Genomic DNA, 25,585 nt, shown 5'->3' with positions numbered 1-25,585 from the left:
GGTACACTTTTTCAACGCTGGCATTGGGACGCATCATGGTGATGGGCTCCTGATGGAAATCGGGAGCACAGCATCAGCCGTCAGCTATCCGCTTGGAATGTGGAGTTCATGGAGCGGATACATTGCATCGAGCCCGACCCGGTGAGCTTCTCTACTCCGGGTGGAGTGCATTTTCCTTCCCCAGCGGCCATAGCACGATCAATGTCGTGTTATACGGTTTCCTCGCTTTCCTCATCGCGCGTGATATCCGCCCGGCATGGCGCCTCGCGGTCGTTATTGGCGCCGCAACCCTGATATTTCTGATTGCATTCTCGCGGCTCTACCTCGGTGCGCATTGGCTTTCCGACGTGCTCGGGGGGATGGCATTTGGGTCCGCTTGGCTGGCGTTGCTCGGACTCTCCTACTTGCGGCGGCAGGCCGAGCGCATCAACCCAGGGGGCCTGCTCGCCCTCGGATGTGCGGCACTTATCCTCGTCGGCGGCTTTAATATCTATCGTAGCCATGCGACCGACAGCGGTCGTTATGCCGTCAAGGTTGGGACGCCAAGCATGAGGGCCACTGATTGGTGGGCGTCGGATTGGCAGCAACTGCCGGCGCGGCGTATCGATCTCACGGGCGAGACGAATGAGCCACTGACGTTCCAGTGGGCCGGTGGCCTGCCGGACTTGCAAAATGTCCTTCAACTTGACGGGTGGCGCGACTCAGCGGCCTGGACACCGTTGAATGCCCTGAATTGGCTTACCACCCAGACCGACCCTACCGTTTTTCCAGTTATTCCTCTTTTCGCAAGTGGTCGTCTTCCCAGTCTGACCCTCGTCCGACCGTATAGCGATGGTGCACCTGCCGGTTCGCGCCTCGTGCTTCGATTGTGGGTCGTTGATTTTCAGCTCACAAACGGACGAACTACACCGCTCTGGATGGGCTCGATTGTCGAGGAGCGTTTTTATCATCTCCTATCTCTCGTCACATTGACGTCGACACAGCCCGATGTGAATGCACCGAGGAGCACGCTAGCTGCCGATCTTGACAGTGGACGGCTCCTCTCTCGGACCGAAGGAGCAGCAGATGCGGATTGGGATGGGCAGGTCTTGTTAGCTCGCCACAGTGAGAAACAGAAATGAATGACCGTTTCGAGGCGGTTTCTGGCGTTCAGTGCCTGCTTGCCACTCGGGATGATTGAAACGCCGACGTCTTGAGCCTATTCGAGTCGTGGGTCAGTGGCTTAGAGTGCGCAAAAATGCGCATGGACCATCAACAGACCTAGAGTCTGCTCGGAATGAGCTTCTATTTTGTGCCAGATAATGCTGGCTTAATTCAGGTTCGGTGTTATCGCCTGTCTTAGGCATTTCGGCAGGCTGTTTATGCCATGCGCCCAATTGTAAGAGCCATTTTCAGCGACTACACTCCAGCCCATGAAACGCTATCTGCGGTTTTGCATCATCTTCATGATTAGCTTGGCGCTTCCCCTCAGCGGGATGGCGGGCGTTCAGGCACCGACAGAACCTTGCCCAATGAAGACGATGGGCATGGCGATGATGGACGACATGGGGATGGACTGCTGCAACGATATGAAAAGCCCTTCCGAGCACGGCAAACCTTGTAAGCCGGGCCAGGAATGCAAGACAGGCGGCATGCTGCAAGTCTCGATCTTCAAGCCTCCTGTAACCTTATTCAGCCCGTTCGTGATTTCCTTCTTCAGCGATTCCCTACCCGTACAGACCCCGTCCGGGGTATGGCGACCGCCTCGCGTTTGATTCCTGTCCCACATTGAGCCTCATTCCGCATTAGTGGGATGGACTAGCTGCGTGCGTGTCTTTTGCCGCGCGCAGTGGATGATCACAGGAATCGTAAACATGAACTCCAAGTGCTATTGCACAGGCTGGTCCCTCGTGGCCGGTCTGGCGGCAAGCGTATTGGCATTGCCGAGCTTCGCTGCCGCATTGACACTCGATGAAGCGTTGCGGCTGGCCGAAAACAATGCACCGTCGCTGACCGCACAAGACGCCAAAATTCAGGCTGCCAGCAGCGCGGCTATTCCAGCCGGTGAGCTACCTGACCCCAAACTGCTGCTGGGTGTGCAGAACTACCCCATTGGCGGTCCGGATCGCTGGAGCATCGACCAGGACTTCATGACCATGCAAATGGTCGGGGTCAGGCAAGAGATGCCCAACAGCGACAAGCGCAAAGCGCGCATTGAGGTCGCCGATGCGGCCGTTGATCGCGCCGCTGCGGAGCGTCGAGTCGAACGTCTGAAGGTACGCCAGTCCACGGCGTTGGCATGGATCAGTAGCTACTCGGTTGAGCGTAAAGATGGGCTGTTCCAGGACTTCTACAAAGAAAATCGCCTGCTGACCGATACCGTCCGGGCCCAGATTGCCGGTGGCCGCGCTCAACCCGCCGATGCGGTGACGCCCAAGCAAGAAGCGGCTCAACTGGCGGAGCAACAGGATGATCTGATTCTCCAGAGAGCGCAGGCCCGAGCAGCCCTCAAACGCTGGATTGGCTCAGCCGCCAACGACAAGCCTGTGGGCAGCTTGCCGGAGTGGCCCGTCGATACCTCAAGCTACTCTCATAAACTGCAACACCATCCCGAGTTGGCAGCGTTTGCGCCGATGACCCGTGAAGCGCAAGCCAAGGTTCGTGAAGCCGTGTCGGAGAAGCAGTCGGACTGGAGCTGGGAACTGGATTACCAGCGCCGTGGCCGTGAGTTTGGCGATATGGTCAGCGTGCAATTTTCCTGGGATCTACCGCTGTTTCCTGACTCGCGCCAAAACCCCAAAATCGCAGCCAAACAGGCTGAACTCAGTCAGCTTGAGGCCGAGCGCGAAGCCCTGTCACGCGAGCACACTCAGCAACTGGAAAACGAGCTGGCTGACTATGAACGCCTGAATCGTGCCGTGCGCCGAAACCAGGAAAGCCTGTTACCACTGGCCAAGGAAAAGGTCGAACTCAGCATGGCCAGTTATCGGTCCGGCAAAGGCGATTTGAACGCCGTTGTTGCCGCCCGACGTGAACTCATCGAAGCCCGCCTCAAACAGATCGACGTGGAAGAGCAGCGAGCGCTGACCAGTGCGCGTCTGTATTTTGCTTATGGGGAGTCCAGCCAATGATCCTTAAAAAATGGAACGGGGCATTGCTGGTAGGTATCTCGATGGCATTGGGTGTTGCCGGTGGTTACTGGTTCGCTCACCAGCGCATGAGCGGAATACCCAGTACCACCCAGGAGAAGGGCCTCAATTCATCGGACGAACGCAAGGCTCTGTATTGGTACGACCCCATGTACCCCCAGCAAAAGTTCGATAAGCCGGGTAAGTCCCCCTTCATGGACATGCAACTGGTCCCGCAGTACGCCAGTGGCGCAGCGGACCGTGCGACCGTCACCATCGATCCAAGCCTCACCCAGAATCTCGGTCTGCGTTTTGCAGCAGTCACCCGTGGAGTCTTTGACTCCAGCCTCGATGTGACAGGTGTGTTGGGATTCAACGAACGTGATATTGCTGTGATTCAGGCTCGCACAGTCGGCTTTGTGGAGCGGGTTTATGCCCATGCTCCTGGTGATGTGCTCAAAGCCAACGCGGCGTTGGCGGATATCCTGGTGCCTGAGTGGGCCGCTGCCCAGACAGAGTTCCTTGCCCTGAAGCGCAGCGGTGATGCTGACCTGTTGGCTGCGGCCCGCCAGCGTCTACGGCTCACGGGGATGCCGGCAGCACTGATTACTCAGGTAGAGCGTGGCGGTAAGGTTCAGCCGTACCTGACGCTCACCAGCCCTATTGGTGGTGTGCTGCAAGAGTTGAACGTACGCGCGGGTATGACCGTGGCGACCGGCGACACCCTGGCACGCGTCAATGGCTTGAGTAGTGTCTGGCTAGCGGTGGCCGTACCAGAATCGGATGCCGGATCGATCACCGTGGGACAGGCAGTCGAAGCGCGTCTGCCAGCTTTCCCAGGGACAATACTCAACGGCAAGGTCAGCGCGATTTTGCCCGAGACCAACCCGGACAGCCGCACTCTTCGAGTACGTGTCGAGTTACCCAATCCTGACGGACGCCTCAGACCGGGTTTGACGGCGCAGGTACGCCTGAATCGTTCGACCGAGAAGAGTGTGTTGTGGGTGCCGAGCGAGGCGGTGATTCGCACGGGCCGACGTGCCTTGGTGATGCTCGCCGAAGACGCCGGTCGCTACCGCCCTGTTGAAGTGCAACTCGGGCAGGAAAGCGATGGCAAGACGGCGATATTGAAAGGCCTGGAAGAAGGCCAGAAGGTGGTTACGTCTGGCCAGTTCCTGCTCGACTCGGAGGCCAGTCTTAAGGGCATTGTTGCCAGCTCGGAGGAACAGTCACCACCCAGCGCAGCAGCCTCAAGCTTTCATGAAGCAGATGGACAGATCGTTGAGATCAACGACAAAGAAGTCACGCTCGCCCATGGCCCTTTCAAGACGCTGGGAATGCCTGGCATGACGATGACTTTTCCACTCGCCAACCCGGCTCTGATACAGGGCCTCAAAGCGGGCGACAAGGTCCGGGTCGCGGTGAGCCAGACCGATGATGGTTTGCGTGTTGAACGTATGGATAAATCGGGGAACCAGCCATGATTGCCGCCCTGATTCGTTGGTCAGTGGCCAACCGATTCCTGGTGTTACTGGCGACGCTGTTTGTCACGGCTTGGGGCATTTGGTCGGTGCAGAGCACGCCCATCGATGCACTGCCAGATCTCTCGGATGTTCAGGTGATCATCCGCACCCCTTTTCCTGGACAAGCGCCGCAGATTGTCGAGAACCAGGTGACCTATCCGTTGGCCACTACCATGCTCTCAGTACCGGGCGCCAAGACGGTGCGTGGTTATTCCTTCTTCGGCGACAGCTTCGTTTACGTGCTGTTCGAAGACGGCACTGACTTGTACTGGGCTCGCTCGCGGGTGTTGGAGTATCTGAGCCAAATACAAAATCGGTTGCCTGCCAGCGCCAAGCCGGCGTTGGGACCAGATGCGACGGGGGTGGGTTGGATCTATCAGTACGCGCTAGTGGATCGCAGTGGCGGGCATGATCTGGCACAGCTTCGCGCACTTCAGGACTGGTTCCTCAAGTTCGAACTCAAGACCCTGCCCAACGTTGCGGAGGTGGCCACCGTGGGGGGCATGATCAAGCAGTACCAAGTGCAACTTGATCCGCTCAAACTGGCCAGCCTCGGTATCACTCAGTCTGAGGTGACCGAAGCTATCGGCAAGGCCAACCAGGAAACCGGTGGTGCCGTGCTGGAGATGGCAGAGACCGAGTTCATCGTGCGCGCTTCCGGATACTTGAAGACGCTCAATGACTTTCGGGCGATCCCGCTCAAGCTGGGTGCGGGTGGCATACCGGTGACCCTTGGCGATGTCGCCACGATCCAGTTGGGGCCGGAAATGCGGCGTGGCATTACTGAACTCGACGGCGAAGGCGAGACCGTCGGCGGCGTGGTGATATTGCGCAGCGGCAAAAACGCTCGCGAGACCATTGCGGCGGTCAAGACCAAACTCGACGAACTGAAAAGCAGTCTGCCGGCCGGGGTGGAAATTGTCACCACCTACGACCGTAGCAAGCTGATCGACCGCGCTGTGGAAAATCTCAGCCACAAGCTGATCGAAGAGTTCATCGTCGTCGCGCTGGTCTGTGGGATCTTCCTCTGGCACCTGCGCTCATCCCTGGTGGCGATCATTTCGCTGCCGGTGGGGGTGCTGATTGCCTTCATCGTCATGCGCTACCAGGGCATCAACGCCAACATCATGTCCTTGGGCGGGATAGCTATCGCCATCGGCGCCATGGTCGATGCCGCCGTGGTGATGATCGAGAACGCCCACAAGAAGATTGAGGCATGGCACGCGGCCAATCCGGGGGAAGAACTGAAGGGTGAACGTCATTGGCATGTAATGACCGAAGCGGCGGCAGAGGTAGGCCCGGCGCTGTTCTTCTGTTTGTTGATCATCACTCTGTCGTTTATTCCGGTGTTCACCCTGGAAGCTCAGGAAGGACGGCTGTTCGGCCCTTTGGCTTTCACCAAGACCTACGCCATGGCCGCAGCGGCGGGATTGTCAGTGACCTTGGTGCCGGTGCTGATGGGCTACTGGATTCGAGGACGAATTCCCAGTGAACAACAGAACCCGTTGAACCGGTGGTTGATTCGGATCTATCAGCCAGCCCTGGACGCAGTCTTGCGTCGACCAAAGATCACGCTGCTGGTGGCGCTATTGGTTTTTGTCAGTGCGCTATGGCCAATGTCTCGCTTGGGTGGTGAGTTTCTTCCGCCGCTGGACGAGGGTGACCTGCTCTACATGCCTTCAGCTTTGCCGGGATTGTCGGCGCAGAAAGCGGCGCAGTTGCTGCAACAGACCGACCGCCTGATCAAGACGGTGCCTGAAGTCGAACACGTCTTCGGCAAAGCGGGGCGCGCTGAAACCGCCACCGACCCGGCACCGCTGGAAATGTTCGAGACCACCATCCAGTTCAAACCACATGAGCAATGGCGTCCAGGCATGACCCAGGAAAAGTTGGTGGAAGAACTGGATCGAGTGGTACGAGTCCCTGGGCTGACGAATATCTGGATACCACCGATTCGCAACCGTATCGACATGCTGGCCACTGGGATCAAGAGTCCCATCGGAGTGAAAGTTGCCGGCACCAACCTATCGGAGATCGATGCCGCGACTCAGGCAGTCGAGCGTGTGGCCAAGGGCGTACCCGGTGTCAGTTCGGCTCTGGCCGAGCGACTGACCGGTGGCCGTTATATCGATGTGGATATTGACCGTAAGGCGGCTGCTCGCTACGGACTGAATATCGCCAATGTGCAGTCCATCGTGGCCGGCGCTATCGGCGGTGAAAACGTCGGCGAAACCATTGAAGGGCTTGCACGCTTCCCGATCAACGTGCGTTACCCACGGGAGTGGCGTGACTCGCTCGGTGCCTTGGAGCAACTGCCGATCTATACCCCGCTAGGTAGCCAGATCACCCTCGGCACAGTGGCGAAGGTCAAGGTCAGCGACGGTCCGCCGATGCTCAAGAGCGAGAATGCACGGCCTTCTGGTTGGGTGTACATCGATGTGCGTGGCCGGGACATTGCCTCGGTAGTCGCCGATCTGCGCCGGGTCGTCAGCGAGCAGGTCAAGTTACAGCCCGGCATGAGCCTGAGTTACTCAGGGCAGTTCGAGTTTCTCGAAAGGGCCAACGCACGACTCAAACTGGTGGTGCCTGCCACGCTGGTCATCATCTTCGTGTTGCTCTACCTGACTTTCGCCCGCTTCGATGAGGCCTTGCTGATCATGGCCACTCTGCCGTTCGCCCTTACTGGCGGGGCATGGTTCCTCTATCTGTTGGGGTTCAACCTGTCAGTCGCCACCGGGGTCGGTTTTATCGCCTTGGCCGGTGTTTCCGCCGAGTTTGGCGTGATCATGCTGCTCTACCTGAAGAACGCCTGGGCCGAACGTGAAGACCTCGGCGACAGCACAGAGCGCGGTCTGGTTGCGGCGATTCGTGAAGGCGCCGTGCAGCGTGTTCGACCCAAGGCCATGACCGTGGCCGTCATCATTGCTGGCTTGTTACCCATCTTGCTGGGCAGCGGGACCGGCAGCGAGGTGATGAGCCGAATTGCTGCACCCATGGTCGGCGGCATGGTCACGGCGCCCTTGCTTTCCCTGTTTGTCATTCCGGCGGCCTATCGCCTGATGCGTCGCCGGCACCTCTCAGTTGAACCCATCACCCCTCAAGGAAAAGTCGTATGAAACTGACCCTGATTGCAGTTGCAAGCACCGTATTCACGCTGTCTCTATCGGCCCATGCAGAGGATATGCCAGGCATGAAAATGGGCGGAATGGAGGGCATGCAGATGAAGCAGGAAACAACGCAGGCTCCAGTCGCCACCGCCGACGGAACGATCAAGGCTATCGATACTACGAAGCATACGGTGACCGTCTCTCACGGCGCTGTTCCAGCTGTGCAATGGCCGCCGATGACCATGGCCTTTTCCGTGACGGAAGATCAGCTGACAGGGCTGACGGCTGGAGACCAAGTGTCGTTTTCCTTCCGGCTTGAGGGCGGCAAAGCCACGATTGTGTCCATCAAAAAATAAAATTGCGGTGGTAAAAATGGCCGGCATGCTTTGGCGCGCCGGTGATTACCAGTAAATCCTCTTGTTCGGGAAAAGCGGTATGTCAGGAGGTTGCTCGAGTGACCGCTTTTAGACTGTGGATTCAACCGGTCAGTGGGGGAGGGGGCGACTTGTCGATGGCCTCGGCAAGAAAAGAAACCCCTTAGATTTCAATGGTTCGGACGCCAGATGCGAGTCTCGTTTCCCGCTCCAAGCATTAAAAAATGGACCTATGAAAAGAGGTCCATTTTTTTCGTCCAGAGAAAAGTCTTTCTTTAGGAGCGAGCTTGCTCGCGATGGTCGTCAACGAAAACGCGTTTTTACCAGGGGAAACGCGGCGATCTCAGGTGAATCGCGAGCAAGCTCGCTCCTACAGTTTTCTCCTTTGGCACGACAACAAAATTTCGCCATTGCCCAAACAAGCTGCAGACTAATCAGCTTCACTTCTGCGACGGTAAAACCCTGCAGAGCCCGCAGCAGAGCGGCCCAATGGCTATTCCGAGCGGCTTCAAAAGCCAGCAGCAACGACATCGACGGGGTGAGGTGACGGTAATTCATTCGTAAAAGTCATCGATAGCGGCAAGATTATCCGTTTGTCCGGCGCCAGAGCCTGCAGGATCATTAGTGCAGCCGACGACGTGAGGCTGACCCATTAATGCTCAGGCGACAAGTATTTTGATTTTCCCCGTGATTAGACCGACAAGAGAACAGCCTGCGATGATCGCCCAGTTGCCCACCGTTGCACTCGCGGCACAGTACCCGGAATTTCTTCAAGCCCTGCGTACCAGCGGCTTCCGCGGCCAGCTCAGCGCCGACTACGCCACCCGCACGGTGCTGGCGACCGACAACTCGATTTACCAGCGTCTGCCGCAAGCAGCGGTGTTTCCCCTGGACGCGGACGACATCGCACGCATCGCGACCTTGATGGCCGAACCACGCTTTCACCAGATCAAACTGACCCCGCGGGGCGGCGGTACCGGCACCAACGGCCAGTCATTGACCGATGGCATCGTGGTCGACTTGTCGCGGCACATGAACACCATCCTCGAAATCAACGCCGCCGAGCGTTGGGTGCGAGTGCAGGCGGGCGTGGTCAAGGACCAGCTGAATGCCGCGCTCAAACCCCATGGGCTGTTCTTCGCCCCGGAGCTGTCGACGTCCAACCGCGCCACCGTCGGCGGCATGATCAACACCGACGCCAGCGGCCAGGGCAGTTGCACCTATGGCAAGACCCGCGATCACGTCCTGGAACTGCACAGTGTGCTGATCGGTGGCGAGCGCCTGCACAGCCAGCCTCTGTCCGACGCGGAGCTGGAAGTGGCATGCACGCAACCCGGCCGCATCGGCGAGGTGTACCGGACTGCGCGGCACATTCAGGAAACCCAGGCTGACCTGATCGAAGCGGTGTTCCCCAAACTCAATCGCTGCCTGACCGGCTATGACTTGGCGCACCTGCGTGATGAGCACGGGCGTTTCAATCTCAACAGCGTGCTGTGCGGCGCGGAAGGTTCGTTGGGCTACATCGTCGAAGCCAAACTCAACGTGCTGCCGATTCCCAAGTATTCGGTACTGGTGAACGTGCGTTACGGCAGCTTCATGGATGCGCTGCGCGACGCCAATGCGTTATTGGCACACAAGCCGTTGTCCATTGAAACCGTGGACTCCAAGGTGTTGCTGCTGGCGATGAAAGACATCGTCTGGCACAGCGTCGCCGAGTATTTCCCGGTTGACGTCGGGCGCCCGACGCTTGGCATCAATCTGGTGGAGTTCAGCGGCGATGACGTGGCGCAAGTGAACGCTCGCGTGGCGTCGTTCGTGGAGCACCTGCAAGCGGACACAACGATCGAGCGCCTGGGTCACACGCTGGCCGAAGGGGCCGAAGCGGTGAGCCGTGTCTACACCATGCGCAAACGCTCGGTCGGGCTGCTGGGCAACGTTGACGGCGAGATTCGTCCGCAGCCTTTCGTTGAAGACACCGCCGTGCCTCCGGAGAAACTGGCCGACTACATCGCTGAATTCCGCGCATTGCTCGACAGCCATGGCCTGGCGTATGGCATGTTCGGTCACGTCGATGCCGGTGTGTTGCATGTACGCCCGGCGCTGGACATGAAAGACCCGGCCCAGGCCGCGCGGGTCAAGCCGATTTCCGATGCGGTGGCCGAGTTGACCCGGCGTTACGGAGGGCTGCTGTGGGGCGAGCACGGCAAAGGTCTACGTTCGGAATATGTCCCCGAGTTTTTTGGCGAGCTGTACCCGGCGCTGCAAACGCTCAAGGGGGCGTTCGACCCGCACAATCAGCTCAACCCCGGCAAGATCTGCACCCCGCCGGATGCCGCCCAAGGCTTGCTCAAAGTCAACGAAGTGACGTTGCGCGGTGATCTGGATCGGCAGATCGACGAGCGCGTCTGGCAAAGCTTCGGCACCGCCATGCACTGCAACGGTAACGGCGCTTGCTACAACTACGACCCCAACGATGCGATGTGCCCGTCGTGGAAAGCCACCCGTGAACGCCAGCATTCGCCGAAGGGCAGGGCGTCGTTGATTCGCGAATGGCTGCGTCTGCAAGGCGCGGCGAATATCGATGTGTTGCAAGCGGCCCGGGGCAAGTTGTCGTGGTTGAGCGGATTGCCGACGCGGTTGCGCAATAACCTGGCGCGCTCGCGCGGTGAGGCGGATTTCTCCCATGAAGTCTACGATGCGATGGCGGGCTGCCTGGCCTGTAAATCCTGTGCGGGACAATGCCCGGTCAAGGTCAACGTCCCGGAATTCCGATCTCGTTTTCTCGAGCTGTACCACGGTCGCTATCAACGCCCGCTCCGTGACTATTTGATCGGCTCGCTGGAGTTCACCATTCCTTACATGGCCTACGCGCCGGGCCTGTACAACGCGGTGATGGGCTCGAAATGGGTGAGCCGCCTGCTGGAGCAACAGGTCGGCATGCTCGACAGTCCGCTGATCCACCGCCATGACTTGCAGGCCACGTTGACCCGCTGCAAGGTCGCTGTCGCCAGCGTGCCAGCCCTGCGCGAACTGACCGCTGCACAACGTGAGCGGAGCGTGGTGTTGGTGCAGGACGCCTTCACCCGTTACTTCGAAACGCCGTTGCTGGCGAGCTTTATCCAGTTGGCGCATCAGTTGGGCTACCGGGTGTTTCTGGCGCCCTTTAGCGCCAACGGCAAGCCTTTGCACGTGCAGGGCTTCCTCGGCGCATTCGCCAAGGCGGCGATCCGCAACGGCAATCAGCTCAAGGCGCTCGCCGCCTGTGGAGTGCCACTGGTGGGCCTGGACCCGGCGATGACGTTGGTCTACCGCCAGGAATATCAGAAAGTACCAGGGCTCAACGATTGCCCGAAGGTCCTGCTACCTCAGGAATGGCTCTTCGATGCGTTGCCTGAAAACCCGCACACCGCGACCGAGACATTCCGTTTGTTGGCGCACTGCACCGAGAAGACCAATGTCCCAGCCAGTACTGCGCAATGGGAAACCATGTTTGCCCGGCTTGGGCTCAAGCTGGTGACGGAGGCGACCGGCTGCTGCGGCATGTCTGGCACCTACGGCCACGAAGCCCGCAACCAGGACACCTCGCGGACCATTTTCGAGCAGTCATGGGCCGGCAAGCTGGATAAACAGGGTGAGGCGCTGGCCACGGGCTACTCCTGTCGGAGTCAAGTGAAGCGCTTGGCCGACAGGCAGCTGCGTCATCCGTTGGAAGTGGTGTTGGAGCATGTGCGCGCGAAGTAGCTTCACTCGCACTTATGAATCACCACGCTGAATTTTAAGTTATCCGCCTGCAATTGCTCTGCATTAACCAGGTCTTCGATTCTTAACCCGGATTCAACTTTTTCGATCAGCTGCATGATGCGATTTTCATGGTGGCGACAGGCCTTAAGTTGCACCGTTACTGGAGTTCTAATTGCCAGGGATGAGCGCTGAAATCGAAGTGCACACCGAGCAAGCAACGGCGAGTTCGGCGCTGGGAGCATGAAACCGTATTGGAGGAAATGCAGAACAGGCTGAGCAACGCGCCGTGGATGATGCGGATCCGAAAACGGACTGTTGAGCATCCTTTCGGGACGCTCAAGCAATGGAAGGGTGCGACGCACTTCCTGACCCGAAAGCTTAACGGGGGTAAGCGCCGAGATGAGCTTGAATGTGCTCGCCTACAACTTGAAACGGGTCATGAAAATCATCGGCGCTAACGGTTTGATGAAGGCGCTGTCGGCGTAAAGAAGGCTGGTTTTGGCCCATCCAAGAGGCTGTAAAACAGCGTTGACGTGCTCCAGGTTGCTACCGATGCAACCCATGGTATTGATCGTGCGATCGCTCAGCCAACGAACGTCGATGCCCCAAGAAAATGAGGCCCATGATCGTTTTTACACACTCTGGGCCGATAGCTGCCGCTCAATTCCGATTGTCCAGGGAGGAATATTCTGTTCGGGCTTTGACTTTCGGAATCATTGGCACTGAGGAGAGTCAACCGACAAATACTGCATCGGACACGTGCCATGCCTATTCTCGCCAACACATTTAGCTATCCGCGTAACCTTCGCTTGGTGCTGCCAACAGCTTATTCCTGCATGCGTTGGCTAACGGTGAGTGGACGGCATGGACGCAATTGATTCGGCGCTGATGGCCGCGCGGGCCCAATTCGCGATCACCATCAGCTTTCATATCGTGTTGGCGGCTTTCACCATTGGTTTGGCCAACTTTCTGATGGTGCTCGAAGCGCTTTGGCTGTGGCGTGGGCGAAAGGTCTATCTGGACGTCTACCTTTACTGGCTGAAGGTGTTTGCCCTCAACGTGGCGGTGGGCACTGCCTCGGGTCTTATATTGGAGTACCAATTCGGGCTCAATTGGTCGCGGCTTTCGACTCAGGCAGGAGATATCCTCGGCCCATTGATGTTCTACGAAGTGCTTGCCGCTTTTTTTCTGGAGGCTGGCTTCCTTGGCATCATGTTATTTGGATTGAAGAAGGTAGGCCGTCGTCTGCATTTCTTCGCCACCTGTGCCGTAGCGCTTGGATCGTTAATCAGCGCATTCTGGATCCTGTCGGCCAATTCCTGGATGCAAACACCCGCCGGTTACTCCATTGGCACAGATGGACGGTTCATTGCCGAGGATTGGTGGGCGATCATCTTCAATCCGTCGTTCCCTTATCGGCTTGTGCATATGACGTTGGCCGCGTTGCTCGGCACCGCCACGCTGGTGGCCGGTATCAGCGCTTGGCAGCTGTTGCGTGCGCCTGAGAATCCGCGAGCACGGCTTGCATACTCCATGACGCTGTGGGTGATTGTCTTGATCACACCTGTGCAAATCGTGGTGGGAGACCTTCATGGTCAACACAGCCTCAAAGTTCAGCCGCAGAAGGTCGCCGCCATCGAAGGCTCCTGGACTCGCCCGGCTGATGGTGCGGGCGAACCATTACGCTTGTTCGCCCTTCCCGACATGAATGAGCGACGCAACCATTGGGAAGTGGCGATTCCGCGCATAGCTTCGCTGTACCTGCGGCATGACCTGAGTGGCACCATCGCTGCACTGGACGAGTTCCCGCCTCAGGACATACCACCTGTTCCAGCGGTGTTCTTCGCTTTTCGTTTCATGGTCGGTCTGGGCCTATTGATGCTGGGGCAGGGCCTGACCGGTTTGGTATTGCGATGGCGACAACGGTTGTACACGGCGCCTTGGATGCTCCGAGGGTGTGTGCTGATGGCCCCGGCTGGATTTTTGGCGATGCTGAGTGGCTGGGTAGTGACCGAGGTGGGCCGCCAGCCCTTCACCGTCTATGGTCTGCTGCGCACGGCTGACAGTCTGTCATCGGTTTCTCGGCAGCAGGTGATTAGCTCAACATGGTTCATCTTGTCGTTTTACCTGCTGATATTCGGCGTTGGGCTCTGGGTGCTGCTGCGAATTCTGCGCGAGCCACCTCACAAGGACGAGGCCGGGCCGCAGCCAACCTTGGCTGACGAGACGGGTGAGTCATGAGGGCATGAATCCATGTTAGACAACGACTGGATAACACTACTATCCGCTGCAGCCTTGGCGTTTTCGGTGTTGAACTATGTGCTGTTGGACGGCACTGATCTTGGCGTCGGTGTACTGCTGGGCCTTACCCGATGTAGTAAACATCGCCGTGTCATGGCAGTGACAATCCTGCCGATTTGGGATGCTAATGAAACTTGGCTCGTGCTAGGAGGCGGCGGCTTGCTGGCGTTATTTCCGCTGGCCTATGCCATCCTGCTGCCGGCGCTTTATCTGCCGTTTATTATGATGTTTTTGGCATTGATTCTTCGAGCGGTAGCGCTGGAATTTCGTGACTACGCGCCCAGTGACGGGATCAAGCGCGCCGTCGACGGCTTGCTGTTGGGCGGTTCACTGCTCGCCGGTGGATGCCAGGGGCTGGTCTTGGGTTCGCTTGTTCAAGGCATATCTAATGATGGTAGGCAGTACAGTGGTAACGGCTGGGAGTGGCTGGGTATGTTTCCGCTGTACTGTGGCGCAGTGCTCGTGGTGGGCTACACGTGGCTGGGCGCCTGCTGGCTTTATTGGCGTACTGAAGAAGAACTTCAGCAACGATCAGGTCGTCAGGCGAGGGCGCTGGCAATCGTAACCTTAGGGCTATTGGCCGTGTTGGTTACCTGGACAACGACACTGGACACTCGATATGCACATCGGCTTTTAGATCCTCTTCTCTGGCTGCCGGCCTCAACAATGCTCATTGCACTGTTAATCGGCTTCGTCTTGGGATTTCGAAGCCGCCGGGAATATCTGCCGCTGTTCGCTGCATTGGGAATCTTCGTTTTGGCCTTCACATTGGTCATCGCAGCGCTTTATCCGCTGATCATCCCGCCGAATCTGACGCTGCAAGCCGTCGCCTCCAGTCCGACCAGCCAGATTTTCATTTTGGTTGGTTTCGCCGTACTGATACCGGTGACGCTGATATACAACACCTATGGCTTTAAAGTCTTTAGCGGGAAGGTTCGTGCCGCTCGTGATTGACTGCATCCACGCTACCGTTCAGAGAATGAGTACTTTCTCCCTCCGGCCTAATCCAAACAGGCACTCTGTGCGCTATCGCTCAGAGCCCCTGTTACAACAGTCGTTAAGAAGTTGATGTGACGTGCCCCTCATTAACCACCGTAGATTTCGGGAAAGTCGCCACAATACGATGTTCGATCCCATCGTCCAGCAGTCCTAGCGTCGCATCGGTGAGTAGCGTGCCATCCAGGCTGAGTGTGCGTGTTGCGTCTTCGTTTTGGCGCACCTCTATGTGGTAGAGGGTTGCACCGAACCAGTAATGGAGGGTGAAACCCGGCCAATCGGCTGGCAGCACCGGTTCAATGCGCAGCGAGTTGGCGCAGCGTGTCAGTCCCAGTAGTGATTCGACGATCAGGCGATACATCCAGCCAGCGGAGCCGGTGTACCAGGTCCAGCCGCCGCGTCCTGTGTGGGGTGCAACCCCGTAGACGTCGGCGGCCATCACGTAAGGCTCAACCTTGTACGTTTCTATTTGTGCAGCGCTGCGACGGCTGACGGGATTGATCATACGCAGCAGCTCCCATGCCTTGTCGCTGTCGCCAAGACGGGCGAAGGCCATACTTGCCCAAACGGCAGCGTGAGTGTATTGGCCTCCATTCTCGCGTACGCCGGGTACGTAGCCTTTGATGTAACCGGGATCGAGGGTTCCCTTGTCGAACGGCGGGTCGAGCAATAACACCACGCCGGTGTCGCGCCGGACCAAGTGCAGATCCAGTGAGTCCATGGCCGTTCTGCGCCGTACCTGCGACGCGGCCCCGGAGAGCACCGACCAGCTTTGCGCTATGGAGTCGATACGACATTCCTCGTTACTCGCAGAGCCCAATACCTGGCCGTCGTCGAAGTAAGCGCGGCGGTACCAGGCACCATCCCAACCCTGATCTTCCAGGCTCACACGTAAAGTCGCCGCCAGCTCAGTACATCGCTGGGCGAAGACCCTGTCACCTTCCAGCTGCGCAGTACGGGAGAATTGCAGCAGCACCTCGTAGCCGAAGAAGCCAAGCCATACGCTCTCACCAAGGCCTTGCTCTCCGACCCGATTCATTCCGTCATTCCAGTCTCCGCACCCCATCAACGGCAGCCCATGGGAACCGCGCTTAAGGCCATGCTCAATGGCGCGAACGCAATGTTGGTAGAGGCTTTCCTGGAGTTGTGAAGTGCCGGGCAGATCGTAGTAGGACTCTTCGCCAGCAGTGAGTGCGCGTCCCTCGATATAACCCACCACTTCGCTCAGTACGCTACGATCACCGGTGATGTACACGTAGCGGCTGGTTGCCAGGGGCAACCAAAGAAAGTCGTCGGAACAGCCCGTTCGCACACCCCGACTTTGCGGTGGATGCCACCAGTGTTGTACGTCGCCTTCGGGGTACTGATGCGCGGCGCAGAGCAGTAGGTGGCGGCGCGCGGCAGCCGGGTCGGCATGGATCATTGCCATGCTGTCCTGCAATTGATCACGAAAGCCAATGGCTCCGCCGGATTGGTAATAACCGCTGCGCGCGCAGAAGCGGCACGCGATGACCTGATACATCAGCCAGCCGTTGACCAGCACATCGATGGCTGGATCGGGAGTCTGAATTTGTATGGCCCCCAAGGTCGTGCGCCAATGCAGACGCACAGCGTCCAGTTCCCCCGCCGAGGCCTTGGCACCGCGGTATTTCTGCACCAGGCGGGTGGCTGATTTGGCGTCCTGTTCGGCGCCGAGGCGGAACACCACGTCCCGGCTTTCGCCGTCCGCCAGATCCAGTGCGACCTGCATCGCTGCGCAGGGATCGAAGCCACCACCGCAGCGTCCAGACAGCCGAGCACGAGTCAGGGCTGCCGGCGCTTGCAGGTTCCCATTGCGGCCAAGAAATTCGGCACGGTCACCGCTAAAACTGCGCCCCGTCGAATCCGTGTCGAGAAAGGCGACGCGCCCGGAGAACTCGATCGAAAAGGCGTTGCGCGCGAACAGCGCGCCACTGAATGGGTCCACCTCCGTGACCACATGCATGGCCGACTTGCCGCGCAAATCCCCCAGTACCCACTCCACGTAGCACGTTGCCGACAAACGCCGCGGCCGGCCGCTGGTATTGCGAATTTTCAGGCGCGAGAATTTGATCGGTGCATCCAGCGCCACATAGACCCACAACTCGGTATGGATGCCGTCCTCTTCATACTCGAATACGCTGTAGCCGAAACCGTGGCGAGTACGGTAAAGGCCACTACCTGGGCAGGGTTGTGGGGTTGGCGACCAGAAGTGGCCGGTATCTTCGTCGCGCAGGTACAACGCCTCACCGCTGGGGTCAGAGATCGGGTCGTTATGCCAAGGGGTGAGACGATATTCGTGAGCATTCTCGCTCCAGGTGTAAGCACCGCCACTTTCGGAAATCACTGTGCCGAATTGCGCATTGGCCAGCACATTCACCCAAGGCGCTGGTGTGGGTTGGCCTGGGCGCAGGATCACTACGTATTCGTTACCGTCCGGGCTGAAGCCACCGTAGGGACTGTTCAATATCAAGGCAGCGTCGGTTTGTGTGGCACCGACCACAGGTGGTTGCTCCACTCGCACAAGACTCGGTTCGAGCCTGGGGAGCAGAGGGTCCGCGCGGCGCCGATGGACCTGATCGGCCAGGCTGCCGTGGCCGTCATTGAGTACCAGGCGGGCCACCGATAGCATCAGTGTCCGGTCCTCGCCCGACAACTGTTGTGCCTGCCGCACAAAAATCCCGCCAGGACGGTCGACCAGGCTCGCTTCACTGCCCGAGGTCACCAGTCCCATAATCAGGTCATGCAGTTGCTGGCGATAGCCGGCCTGATCCTCGTTCCAGATCACCAGATCTACCGACAGGCCCTTCTGACGCCAATAGGCATGAGCTTTGACCATCTGCTGCACAAACTCGATGTTAGCCAGATCGTTGATCTGCAGCAGCACGATGGGCAAGTCGCCCGATATCGCCTGGCCCCAGAGGCTGGACTGGTTACGCCGGTTGGCCACCAGCACGCTGCTCTCGGCCCGTAATGCAGCGCTGGCGTAGATGATCGACGCGGCCATCTGCTCGAACAGACGTGCGTCGCTCAGTGAAGCGTTGAGCTGGCGCAGCAGCACCTGGCTATGGGTCCAGGCCAAGTCAAAGACGCGGTCGGCCAGATGACGGTCGCGGTACTTGTTGATCAGGTGCAGGCAGTTGTCACGGCTGTCGGCAAGGCCGGTCACCAAGTCGATGGTCGCCGTCTGACCGGGGTCCAGGGTGATGCGACAACGTATCGATACAATCGGATCAAGTACCGGGCCGGCAGTTCCTGATAATTGTTCGACCTCATCGTCCATTGCCGCCGGGGCCACGACACTGCGCCCACGACCGATAAAGCGCGCACGGTCGGTCTCGTAGGAGATCGCATCGACATCTACACCGTGCGCTGCCAGCAAATGACACATCCAGGGCACTGTTTCCTGGCTGGAGCGCGGCCGACGGGTGCAGATGATTGCCTGCAGCGGGCGCAACAGCTCGGTCTGCACGAACAGATTGCTGAAGGCCGGGTGCATCGCATCGCTGATGGCCGAAGCCAGCACTACCTCGGCGTAGCTGGTAAGTTCAATACTGCGGCGCGTTCGCGCGCGGTTGGTGATGTGCAAGCGGCGCAACTCGATGTCGTCTTCCGGTGATACGACAATTTCGTTATGGGTGTCGAAGTCTTGCTCACGTACACGGAATTCGGCACGGGCATCAGTGAAGATGGCTTCGTAGCTTTCCGGATGGCGCAATGTCGGTTGGTGCGCGGCGGACCAGAATGTGCCGCTTGCAACATCGCGCAGGTAGCAGAACATACCCCAGTTGTCGCAGGTGAAGTCTTCATGCCAGCGGGTAACAGCAATTTCGTTGCTGCGGCTGTAACCTGCGCCTGCACTGCTGACCATCACATGGTAGCGGCCGTTGGAGAGCAACTGCACCGCAGGGCGTTTGCGGTCAGGGTCGGCAAAGACCCGCAGCTTGGTTTCACGTACTCGTGATGCATGGTCCACAACCGGCGCGTTCGAGGCATGCAGGTACTGTGCGGCGGTCTTCGGCACACGCTCCTGCAACAGCAGGGCGGTCGCCTGGAATTGCGGGTCGGATTCGAAACGTCGCTGCATTGGCCGGTCGAGTAGCAGGCAAGTCAGCGCCAGCAGGCTCATGCCCTGATGGTGTGCCATGAAGGAATAGACGACTGCGCAACGCTGTCCGCGTTGCAAGCGCGCCTCTGTAAAGTCCACGGCTTCATACAGACCGTAGCGCCCGGCCAGGCCCAGCGCGGCAAGTCGCTGCAGGTTCCGGCACGAGGCCTCGGGGGCCACCATCAGCGCCAGGGCGCTGGCATAGGGGGCGACAACGGTGTCTTCGCCAAGGCCTCGCTTGAGACCCAGGCCTGGTACACCGAATGCGCGATATTGGTAGTTGAAATGAGCATCCTGAATGTTGTAACCCGACTCGGAAACCCCCCAGGGAATGCCCAAGTGATTGCCGTACTCGATCTGCAAGGCGACCGCTGCGCGGCAGGTCTGGTCGAGCAGGGTACCTTCATAGTTGGGCATTACCAGCATGGGCATCAGGTACTCGAACATCGAGCCTGTCCATGACAGCAGCACGGGTATGCCGCCGCTGCTGGTGAGCAGCCTTCCAAGGCTAAACCAGCCTTCTTGAGGTAACTGGCCTTGAGCGATAACCACATAGTTGGTCAGTCGCGCCTCCGAGGCCAGCAAGTCGTAATAACCCGTATCCAGCTTGTGCTCGCTGGCGTTATAGCCAATGGCGAAAAGATCGCGCTGGGAATCATAGAGAAAGGTGAAGTCCATGTTCGCCATGGTGTCGACCAGATTGACCAGGCGGGTGACCGAGGCAATGCGCTGTACAGCCAGGCGCTGCACGGACGTCACTTGAGCCTGCTGAGCCGGCAACCAGCGAGCGACATCGAGTTGCGCCAACTGGCGCCAGCTGAGTGCCAACGGCTCGGCCTTGTCAATGGCGGGCGGCAGCCTGAAGCTCAGCAGTTCGGCCTGCAGATCCTGACATTGTGCACGCAGCGCCTCGAGCCAGAAGGCGGCCTCGCCGACCGTCGCCAAGTCGCTGAGGGCAGTGGGTGCACTCATGCGCTCCAGCAAGGTCAGGAGGGTCTCGGAGGCGTCGTCAGGGCTCGAAACAACCCGGGCCTGCGCCACGAGCGCTTCGTCTTGCAGGGTTCGTACGTCGTGGTCGTCCAGCCCCGCGGCGAGGAGGGTGTCTTGCAGCACATCCAGGGTGTCGATAAGTCCGTTGACCACCCGTAGATCAAACAGGGGCGCATCAATCATGTCCAACAGCCCTGGGCGCAGGGTCAGTAGCAGTCCTGCCAGATTCCCGCTATCTACCGTCGATACGTAGAGCGGTGGCAAGGGCTTGAGCGTCAAGGTGTCATACCAGTTGTAGAAGTGCCGACGGTAGCTCTCCAGGCCGGCCATGCTGGACAAGGACTGATCGAGGCGCTCGAGCAACCGTCCACTACTCAGGTAGCCAAAGTCGTGCGCGGCCAGGTGGGACAGCAGCGCCATACCCATATTGGTCGGCGATGTACGGTGTGCAATGGCTGGGTGGGGCTGCTCCTGGATGTTGTCAGGGGGTAACCAATTGTCGGCCGGACCGACGTATTGATCGAAGAATGCCCAGGTTTTTCGCGCCAGACATCGCAGGAAGCGCAGCTCCTGCGCTGAAGGATTGAATTTCGCCCGGGGGGAAGGCCGGCTGAGCCACCAAGCGACGGCCGGGCTCGTCAGCCACAGCACCAAAAATGGTCCGGCCAAGGCGAGCACATTCGGAGTGGGTAGTAACAGTACAAAAAGGACCGTCGTCAGCAATGGGGCTATCCACATTGTGCGGTACAGCTCAGATAGCTTGTTGCTGTCGCTGCGTTCCACTTCCCGTGAAGGGTTCCACTGCAACAGACGACGCTTGCTGATCAGCATGCGCCACAGCGTACGGCTGATTGCATCCAGGCTGTATAAGGCTTCGAACGGCAGCCAAACCAAAGGAAGGATCGCCCGCGTAAAGTGTTGGCTGGAGGTGCCCAGGGCCGCTGTCAAATGCTGCTCGATCGGAACGTCGACGGTTTTGTGCATGAGCTCCTGCAAGGCGCTCGACAGCGGTTGGATCAGTACCAGGATAAGCACCGCGAAGGTCCACGAACGCGGCTCCATTGCTCCAAGCCAGCCCCACAGCAACATTGTCAGGAAAGCGGTCGGCTCCAGACTACGCCGGAGATTGTCAAAAATTTTCCACCGAGCCACGGCGCAAAGGCGATTGCGTTCCAACCCTCCACCTGCCTTGGGCGTCCAGGGCATGACCCATGGCAGCAATTGCCAGTCCCCGCGAATCCAGCGATGCCGGCGCTTGACGTCGGTGCTGTAACGGGAGGGGTATTCTTCGAACAGTTGCACGTCGCTGAGTAATCCCGAGCGGGCATAACAACCCTCGATCAGGTCATGGCTAAGGATGCGGTTTTCCGGGAAACAGCCTTCCAGGGCGTGCTCGAAAGCATCCACGGCGTAGATCCCTTTGCCAATGAATGAACCGAGCTGGAAAAGATCCTGATAGACGTCCGAAACAGCGCGGGTGTAGGGGTCGACGCCTGCATCGCTCCCGAACAGCCGGGCATAGGAAGAGCGTGCAGTACTCGGCAGACTGATACCCACTCGCGGTTGCAAAATTGCATAACCGCTGCTGATATGGCCCTGATGCGGATCGAACACGGGGTGGTTTAGCGGGTGCTCCATCGCGCCGATGCATTGCTGTGCAACATCACGCGGTAGTTGGGTATCAGTGTCGAGGGTGATCACGTAACGAACGGGAGTCAGTGTCTGGATATCGCCAACGATCAGTGAAAAGTACTCCTGACCACGGCCTCGCAGCAGGGCATTGAGCTCGGCGAGCTTGCCGCGTTTGCGCTCATAGCCCATCCAGGTCTGCTCTGCCTCGTTCCAGCGTCGTGGTCGGTGCAACAGGAAAAATCGGTCGTTGTCTGGGGCGGGGTATTTCTGATTTAACGCTTCTATCAGCCGCCGTGCCAGCAACAGCAGACTCGCATCCTGCTCCAGCTCCTGGGTGGGGGCATCCATGAAATCGGTGAGCAGGGCGAAGTGCAAATTGGCATCCCGATTGGCCAGGAAGCGTATTTCCAAGCCTTCGACCAACTCTTCGACATCTACGCAATGGGCTATCAGCGCGGGAATGACCACCAACGTGCGCGCTTGCACCGGGATACCCTGGCTGTAGTCCAGTCGGGGAAGAATGCAGGGGGGCATGGTGAGAGTGATCAGCCAATTGACCAGCCCGATGGCCAGGCGGCTGGACATCAGCAGCGTGGGTATCGCGAGCAATACCAGCAGGTATCCAGACCTTGCGTCGCGATAAACGGCCTCAAGGAAAGGCCAAGCGAACAATGTTGACAGGATCAGCACCAGACCCAGGTAGAAGGTCAGCGGTGCGCGAAGCAGCAGGCGTGCCCATTGCTCGCCCAAGGGCACCCGAGCGGCGATTCGATGCTCGAGCTCATTGAGTCCAGGGCCCACCAGGTAGTAACCCACATGTCCGGCCACGTCGCCCTCGGGCGGTGGTCTTACCCGCGCATCGGCCAGAGCGATGGCCGCTCGCGCGACGTTTTCTTCAGTCTGGTCACAGTTCTTCGCCATGCGTTCGACCACATGCCGATAGTGATCGCGGGTGGCGAAATCCATCCGCGCATAGATCCCTGCCGGGTCTGTGCGCAACACGTGCTCGACGTGGCTCAGATGCTCGACGAACTCTCGCCAGTCGGTGGCCGACAGTAGACGCAAGCTGGCGATGCTGTTACTGATGGACACCTGATCGGCGGCTTGCTGCTGGGCATCCACCTGCACCAGTCGCTCGATATTGAGTCCTGACTCGCTGAGCATCTGCTCGATCCAGGCCAATGGCAGTATCAGCGCGGCACTTTGCCCTTGTAGCCGTCGCGCCAATTCAGCGACGAATGATGAGGTCATCGGTGGCCCCGAGCGCGCCATGTCAGCCACTGTCAGGACCACGCTTTTGGCATCGCGTTCGGCGGTTTCGATCAAGTGATCGGCCCAGTCATTGGCCAGGTTGCGGTCATCCCAGTTAGCCATGACGCGCGAGGCTACTCGCCTCAGATTCTCGATCAGGGCCAGGCGCAGCATGATCGGAATCGCCCACAACTCGCCGAGAGTCAGTGGTGTGATCGTCTGATAGAACACTACAAAACGGCTCAGACTCTCCTCATCGACCCTGCCGTCGCCATGTGAAATGGTCTCCAGAGCGATGTCGTAGACCCGTGGCAATCCGGCCGACGGGCCATCGGCCAATTGCGGCAACTCACGGCTGTAGCCTCGGGGTAGGTGAGACTTGGTGGTGCGGATTTGCTCTTCGACCAGGTAATAGTTGTCCAGCAACCATTCCGCTGCCGGTGTTGCACGCCGGGCGGACAACGGTGCAGCAGTGAGCGCCTTGCAGCTACTGGCTAGCGTCGCCTCGTTGTCGGCTAGGCGCGCCAGCAGAGAGTCTTTCGCCGTGCGGCCACTAATATGGTGCTGTTGAGCCAGTAGAGTTCCATGGCTGGCCATCTGTTCGGCGCTGAACAACTCCGAGCGAAGCAGTGGTTCGTACTCGAATTTCCTACGTGATTCGCTCCACTGGCGATAGTAAATGGCAGGCAGACGCCAGAACTGGAAGAGTACATTGGTCCAATGACTGTCCATGTTTCCTTGCATGACACTCTCTCGACGAATGGCGTGATGAGGGTGGCAGTGCTCCCGACGCTGCTCTTGACCTGATAGCTGTGTCACGAGCACCTTGCATCACACAACGATGGCAGGCTTCGAGTCTGCCAAAGGAGGCTGGCCAAAGTCTGTATGCTAACGAGCATAGCTGCGTCCACGGTTGGCCGGAAGGTGATGTCACCTGGTTTGCGACATAACTGAAGTTAGCGTCACACCGTCGCAGTGCAAGGCTTGACCTTTTCTGCTGAGCTCAATCGAGAGGGCGCCAGAGTCGTTCCATCCGAACGGGAACAGGCCGAGGGCACAAGCGACGCGGTTTTAGATCACCTCAAATAATCAAGGTAGTCCCAGTGCCAGATTCTCTTGCAGAGGATCCAGGAGGTCGGGCATTCAGTGAGCCTCCCGGTCTTCCGGGTCCAATTGCGCGTTTGATCCACACGCAAGCCTCGGCCATTCCCTCGCGCAGATCCTCAGCATCGTCTTCGGACGTTTCGGCAGCACTTTCGAGTTGACGAACTTCTTCGCGTAGCTCGTTCAGCTCCGCGCTCGGGTCGATGCATTGCGCCGTCAGGCGTCGGGTGGCTTGTTTGCCGACTTGGTTATCGTAGCGTCGAAAGCAGAGCTGCCCGATCTGAACGCAGCGAAGCGAGTGAAGGCGCATTACCTGGTCACTCTGGCGCTTCAGTCGTACAAGGCCCAGGTGAGCGGTGCAACCTGTTTGGCAGGTGAGTCGCGCGGAAAAATAATAAAACGCGGCATAAATATATTGATATGACGGGGATTTATGCGTGCTTTTTCCATGATGTGCAATTCACGCATCACGCACACGAATATCTGAACCCGGCCAGTGCGCCGGGTTTTTCATTTGCGCCGCTCGTCTACTCGAATGCACGCTGCCTAGGCGCCAACTTCAAATCTGTACGGCCCGGAAAATCTGGACCTCTGTTGTGAGGTGCGTATGTCTACCGATTTGAGTTTCCAAGACAAGACGGTGCAAGGTACTGTCCCTTCCAATCCTGAGCCAGGTACAGATGAGCCGACGCTGGATCCTAAAGATCGCGGCAAATTCGATCCTCTGGAACGCCCGGACAATGTAAAGGAGGAGCGTCCAGAGGATTGGAAGGCTCCAGCTGACAGGGATCTGCCAGAGGCGGATGAAGAAACGCCACTATCTGACGACAGGCGATAAGAATCAGAGCCCGACCATTGAGTCGGGCTTTTTTGTGTGCGCCCAGCATGGGCGCAATCTTGTGGGTGAAAGTCCCGCCGTAAGCTGACCACAGCGAACGAAGTGAAGCGCAACTGCATGAGGGTGACCGAGTATGGGGAGGAAGCGTGAATCAAAGCCATGAGCCGATGTACAAGAACCGGATAAAAGGCGCGGCCGATCAGGGCGAGCGGGCACAAAACCGCGAAGCTCTTGTGGTCAAGGGTCAGGCTGTGTAAATCCGGCGGTTGTGTGGTGAAGGATTGCGTTCTTACCTGGGGAGATCTCGCCTTATGCCTGAAAGGGCGACGGTGTCAGCCGGAGCAAGAAGTCAGCAGAGGCCGTAGTAGTCTTTTTTTTGACGAAGGGCTGAACGAGAGAAAGCGTTATAGGCCATGTTGATGCGAAAGACCGGAAGTCAGATGCCTGCCAAACGCGGGGCGGATGGAGACTGCGAGCGGTGAAGCCGTGAGAAGT

Annotated in this window: 13 protein-coding genes and 2 pseudogenes (1 of these 15 cut by a window edge); 12 read left to right on the top strand and 3 right to left on the bottom strand. The window is 58.6% G+C overall.

Annotation, left to right across the window (positions count from 1 at the left end; genetic code table 11):
• Positions 1-206: 206 nt before the first annotated feature.
• The 6 genes from E3W21_RS13735 (at position 207) to E3W21_RS13710 (ending at position 8,093) form a co-directional block, all read left to right on the top strand.
• On the top strand, positions 207-1,121 hold the full coding sequence (locus E3W21_RS13735) for an LssY C-terminal domain-containing protein (protein WP_256661558.1): 915 nt from the start codon (positions 207-209) through the stop codon (positions 1,119-1,121).
• 291 nt (positions 1,122-1,412) lie between these two features.
• Positions 1,413-1,754 carry a hypothetical protein gene (locus E3W21_RS13730; RefSeq protein WP_134420386.1) on the top strand — a complete coding sequence of 114 codons (342 nt, stop codon included), beginning with the start codon at positions 1,413-1,415 and terminating at the stop codon, positions 1,752-1,754.
• 99 nt (positions 1,755-1,853) lie between these two features.
• The gene (locus E3W21_RS13725) at positions 1,854-3,110 is read left to right on the top strand and encodes a TolC family protein (protein WP_134420384.1); all 1,257 of its coding nucleotides are present in this window, start codon (positions 1,854-1,856) and stop codon (positions 3,108-3,110) included.
• On the top strand, positions 3,107-4,591 hold the full coding sequence (locus E3W21_RS13720; protein ID WP_134420382.1) for an efflux RND transporter periplasmic adaptor subunit: 1,485 nt from the start codon (positions 3,107-3,109) through the stop codon (positions 4,589-4,591). Before E3W21_RS13725 ends, E3W21_RS13720 begins: the two co-directional genes overlap by 4 nt.
• Positions 4,588-7,746 (top strand): efflux RND transporter permease subunit, encoded by a 3,159-nt coding sequence (locus E3W21_RS13715; protein ID WP_134420380.1) that lies wholly within the window; start codon positions 4,588-4,590, stop codon positions 7,744-7,746. The genes E3W21_RS13720 and E3W21_RS13715 overlap by 4 nt, the downstream gene beginning before the upstream one ends.
• Complete coding sequence (locus E3W21_RS13710; RefSeq protein WP_134420378.1) at positions 7,743-8,093, top strand: copper-binding protein; 351 nt, start codon at positions 7,743-7,745, stop codon at positions 8,091-8,093. The genes E3W21_RS13715 and E3W21_RS13710 overlap by 4 nt, the downstream gene beginning before the upstream one ends.
• 321 nt (positions 8,094-8,414) lie before the next feature.
• Here the strand turns inward: E3W21_RS13710 and E3W21_RS13705 are convergent, their stop codons facing one another.
• Positions 8,415-8,669 carry a hypothetical protein gene (locus E3W21_RS13705; RefSeq protein ID WP_134420376.1) on the bottom strand — a complete coding sequence of 85 codons (255 nt, stop codon included), beginning with the start codon at positions 8,667-8,669 and terminating at the stop codon, positions 8,415-8,417.
• A 159-nt stretch (positions 8,670-8,828) separates the two neighbouring features.
• Here E3W21_RS13705 and E3W21_RS13700 point away from each other — a divergent pair, with 159 nt between their 5' ends.
• Both E3W21_RS13700 and E3W21_RS13695 read left to right on the top strand, forming a co-directional pair.
• Entirely contained in the window at positions 8,829-11,852 is a 3,024-nt protein-coding gene (locus tag E3W21_RS13700) for an FAD-binding and (Fe-S)-binding domain-containing protein (protein ID WP_134420374.1), read from the top strand.
• Between the two features lie 131 nt (positions 11,853-11,983).
• A pseudogene (locus E3W21_RS13695) lies at positions 11,984-12,338 on the top strand (transposase); the annotation flags it as partial.
• On the opposite strand, the gene E3W21_RS31165 reads toward E3W21_RS13695, so the two are convergent.
• Positions 12,272-12,415, bottom strand: a complete 144-nt coding sequence (locus tag E3W21_RS31165; protein ID WP_166793826.1) for a hypothetical protein — start codon at positions 12,413-12,415, stop codon at positions 12,272-12,274. The pseudogene E3W21_RS13695 and the gene E3W21_RS31165 sit on opposite strands and share 67 nt — an antisense overlap.
• Positions 12,416-12,716: 301 nt before the next feature.
• Here E3W21_RS31165 and E3W21_RS13690 point away from each other — a divergent pair, with 301 nt between their 5' ends.
• Positions 12,717-14,093 carry a cytochrome ubiquinol oxidase subunit I gene (locus E3W21_RS13690; RefSeq protein WP_134420372.1) on the top strand — a complete coding sequence of 459 codons (1,377 nt, stop codon included), beginning with the start codon at positions 12,717-12,719 and terminating at the stop codon, positions 14,091-14,093.
• Positions 14,094-14,105: 12 nt separating this feature from the next.
• Complete coding sequence (gene cydB / locus E3W21_RS13685; RefSeq protein ID WP_134420370.1) at positions 14,106-15,107, top strand: cytochrome d ubiquinol oxidase subunit II; 1,002 nt, start codon at positions 14,106-14,108, stop codon at positions 15,105-15,107.
• A gap of 103 nt (positions 15,108-15,210) precedes the next feature.
• On the opposite strand, the gene E3W21_RS13680 is transcribed toward cydB, so the two are convergent.
• Entirely contained in the window at positions 15,211-23,880 is an 8,670-nt protein-coding gene (locus tag E3W21_RS13680; RefSeq protein WP_134420408.1) for a GH36-type glycosyl hydrolase domain-containing protein, read from the bottom strand.
• 979 nt (positions 23,881-24,859) lie between these two features.
• On the opposite strand from E3W21_RS13680, the gene E3W21_RS13675 reads away from it, so the two are divergent.
• Together E3W21_RS13675 and E3W21_RS32360 are read left to right on the top strand one after the other, a co-directional pair.
• Complete coding sequence (locus tag E3W21_RS13675; RefSeq protein ID WP_129443771.1) at positions 24,860-25,090, top strand: hypothetical protein; 231 nt, start codon at positions 24,860-24,862, stop codon at positions 25,088-25,090.
• Between the two features lie 406 nt (positions 25,091-25,496).
• Positions 25,497-25,585, top strand: a pseudogene (locus tag E3W21_RS32360) (group II intron reverse transcriptase/maturase); its annotated part runs 129 nt beyond the window's last position; the annotation flags it as partial.

The sequence above is a fragment of the Pseudomonas sp. F01002 genome (assembly GCF_004402115.1).
GTDB lineage: Bacteria > Pseudomonadota > Gammaproteobacteria > Pseudomonadales > Pseudomonadaceae > Aquipseudomonas > Aquipseudomonas frigoris.
Note: the sequence above shows the minus strand (reverse complement) of the source record. Positions and strands in the feature narration are given on the sequence as shown.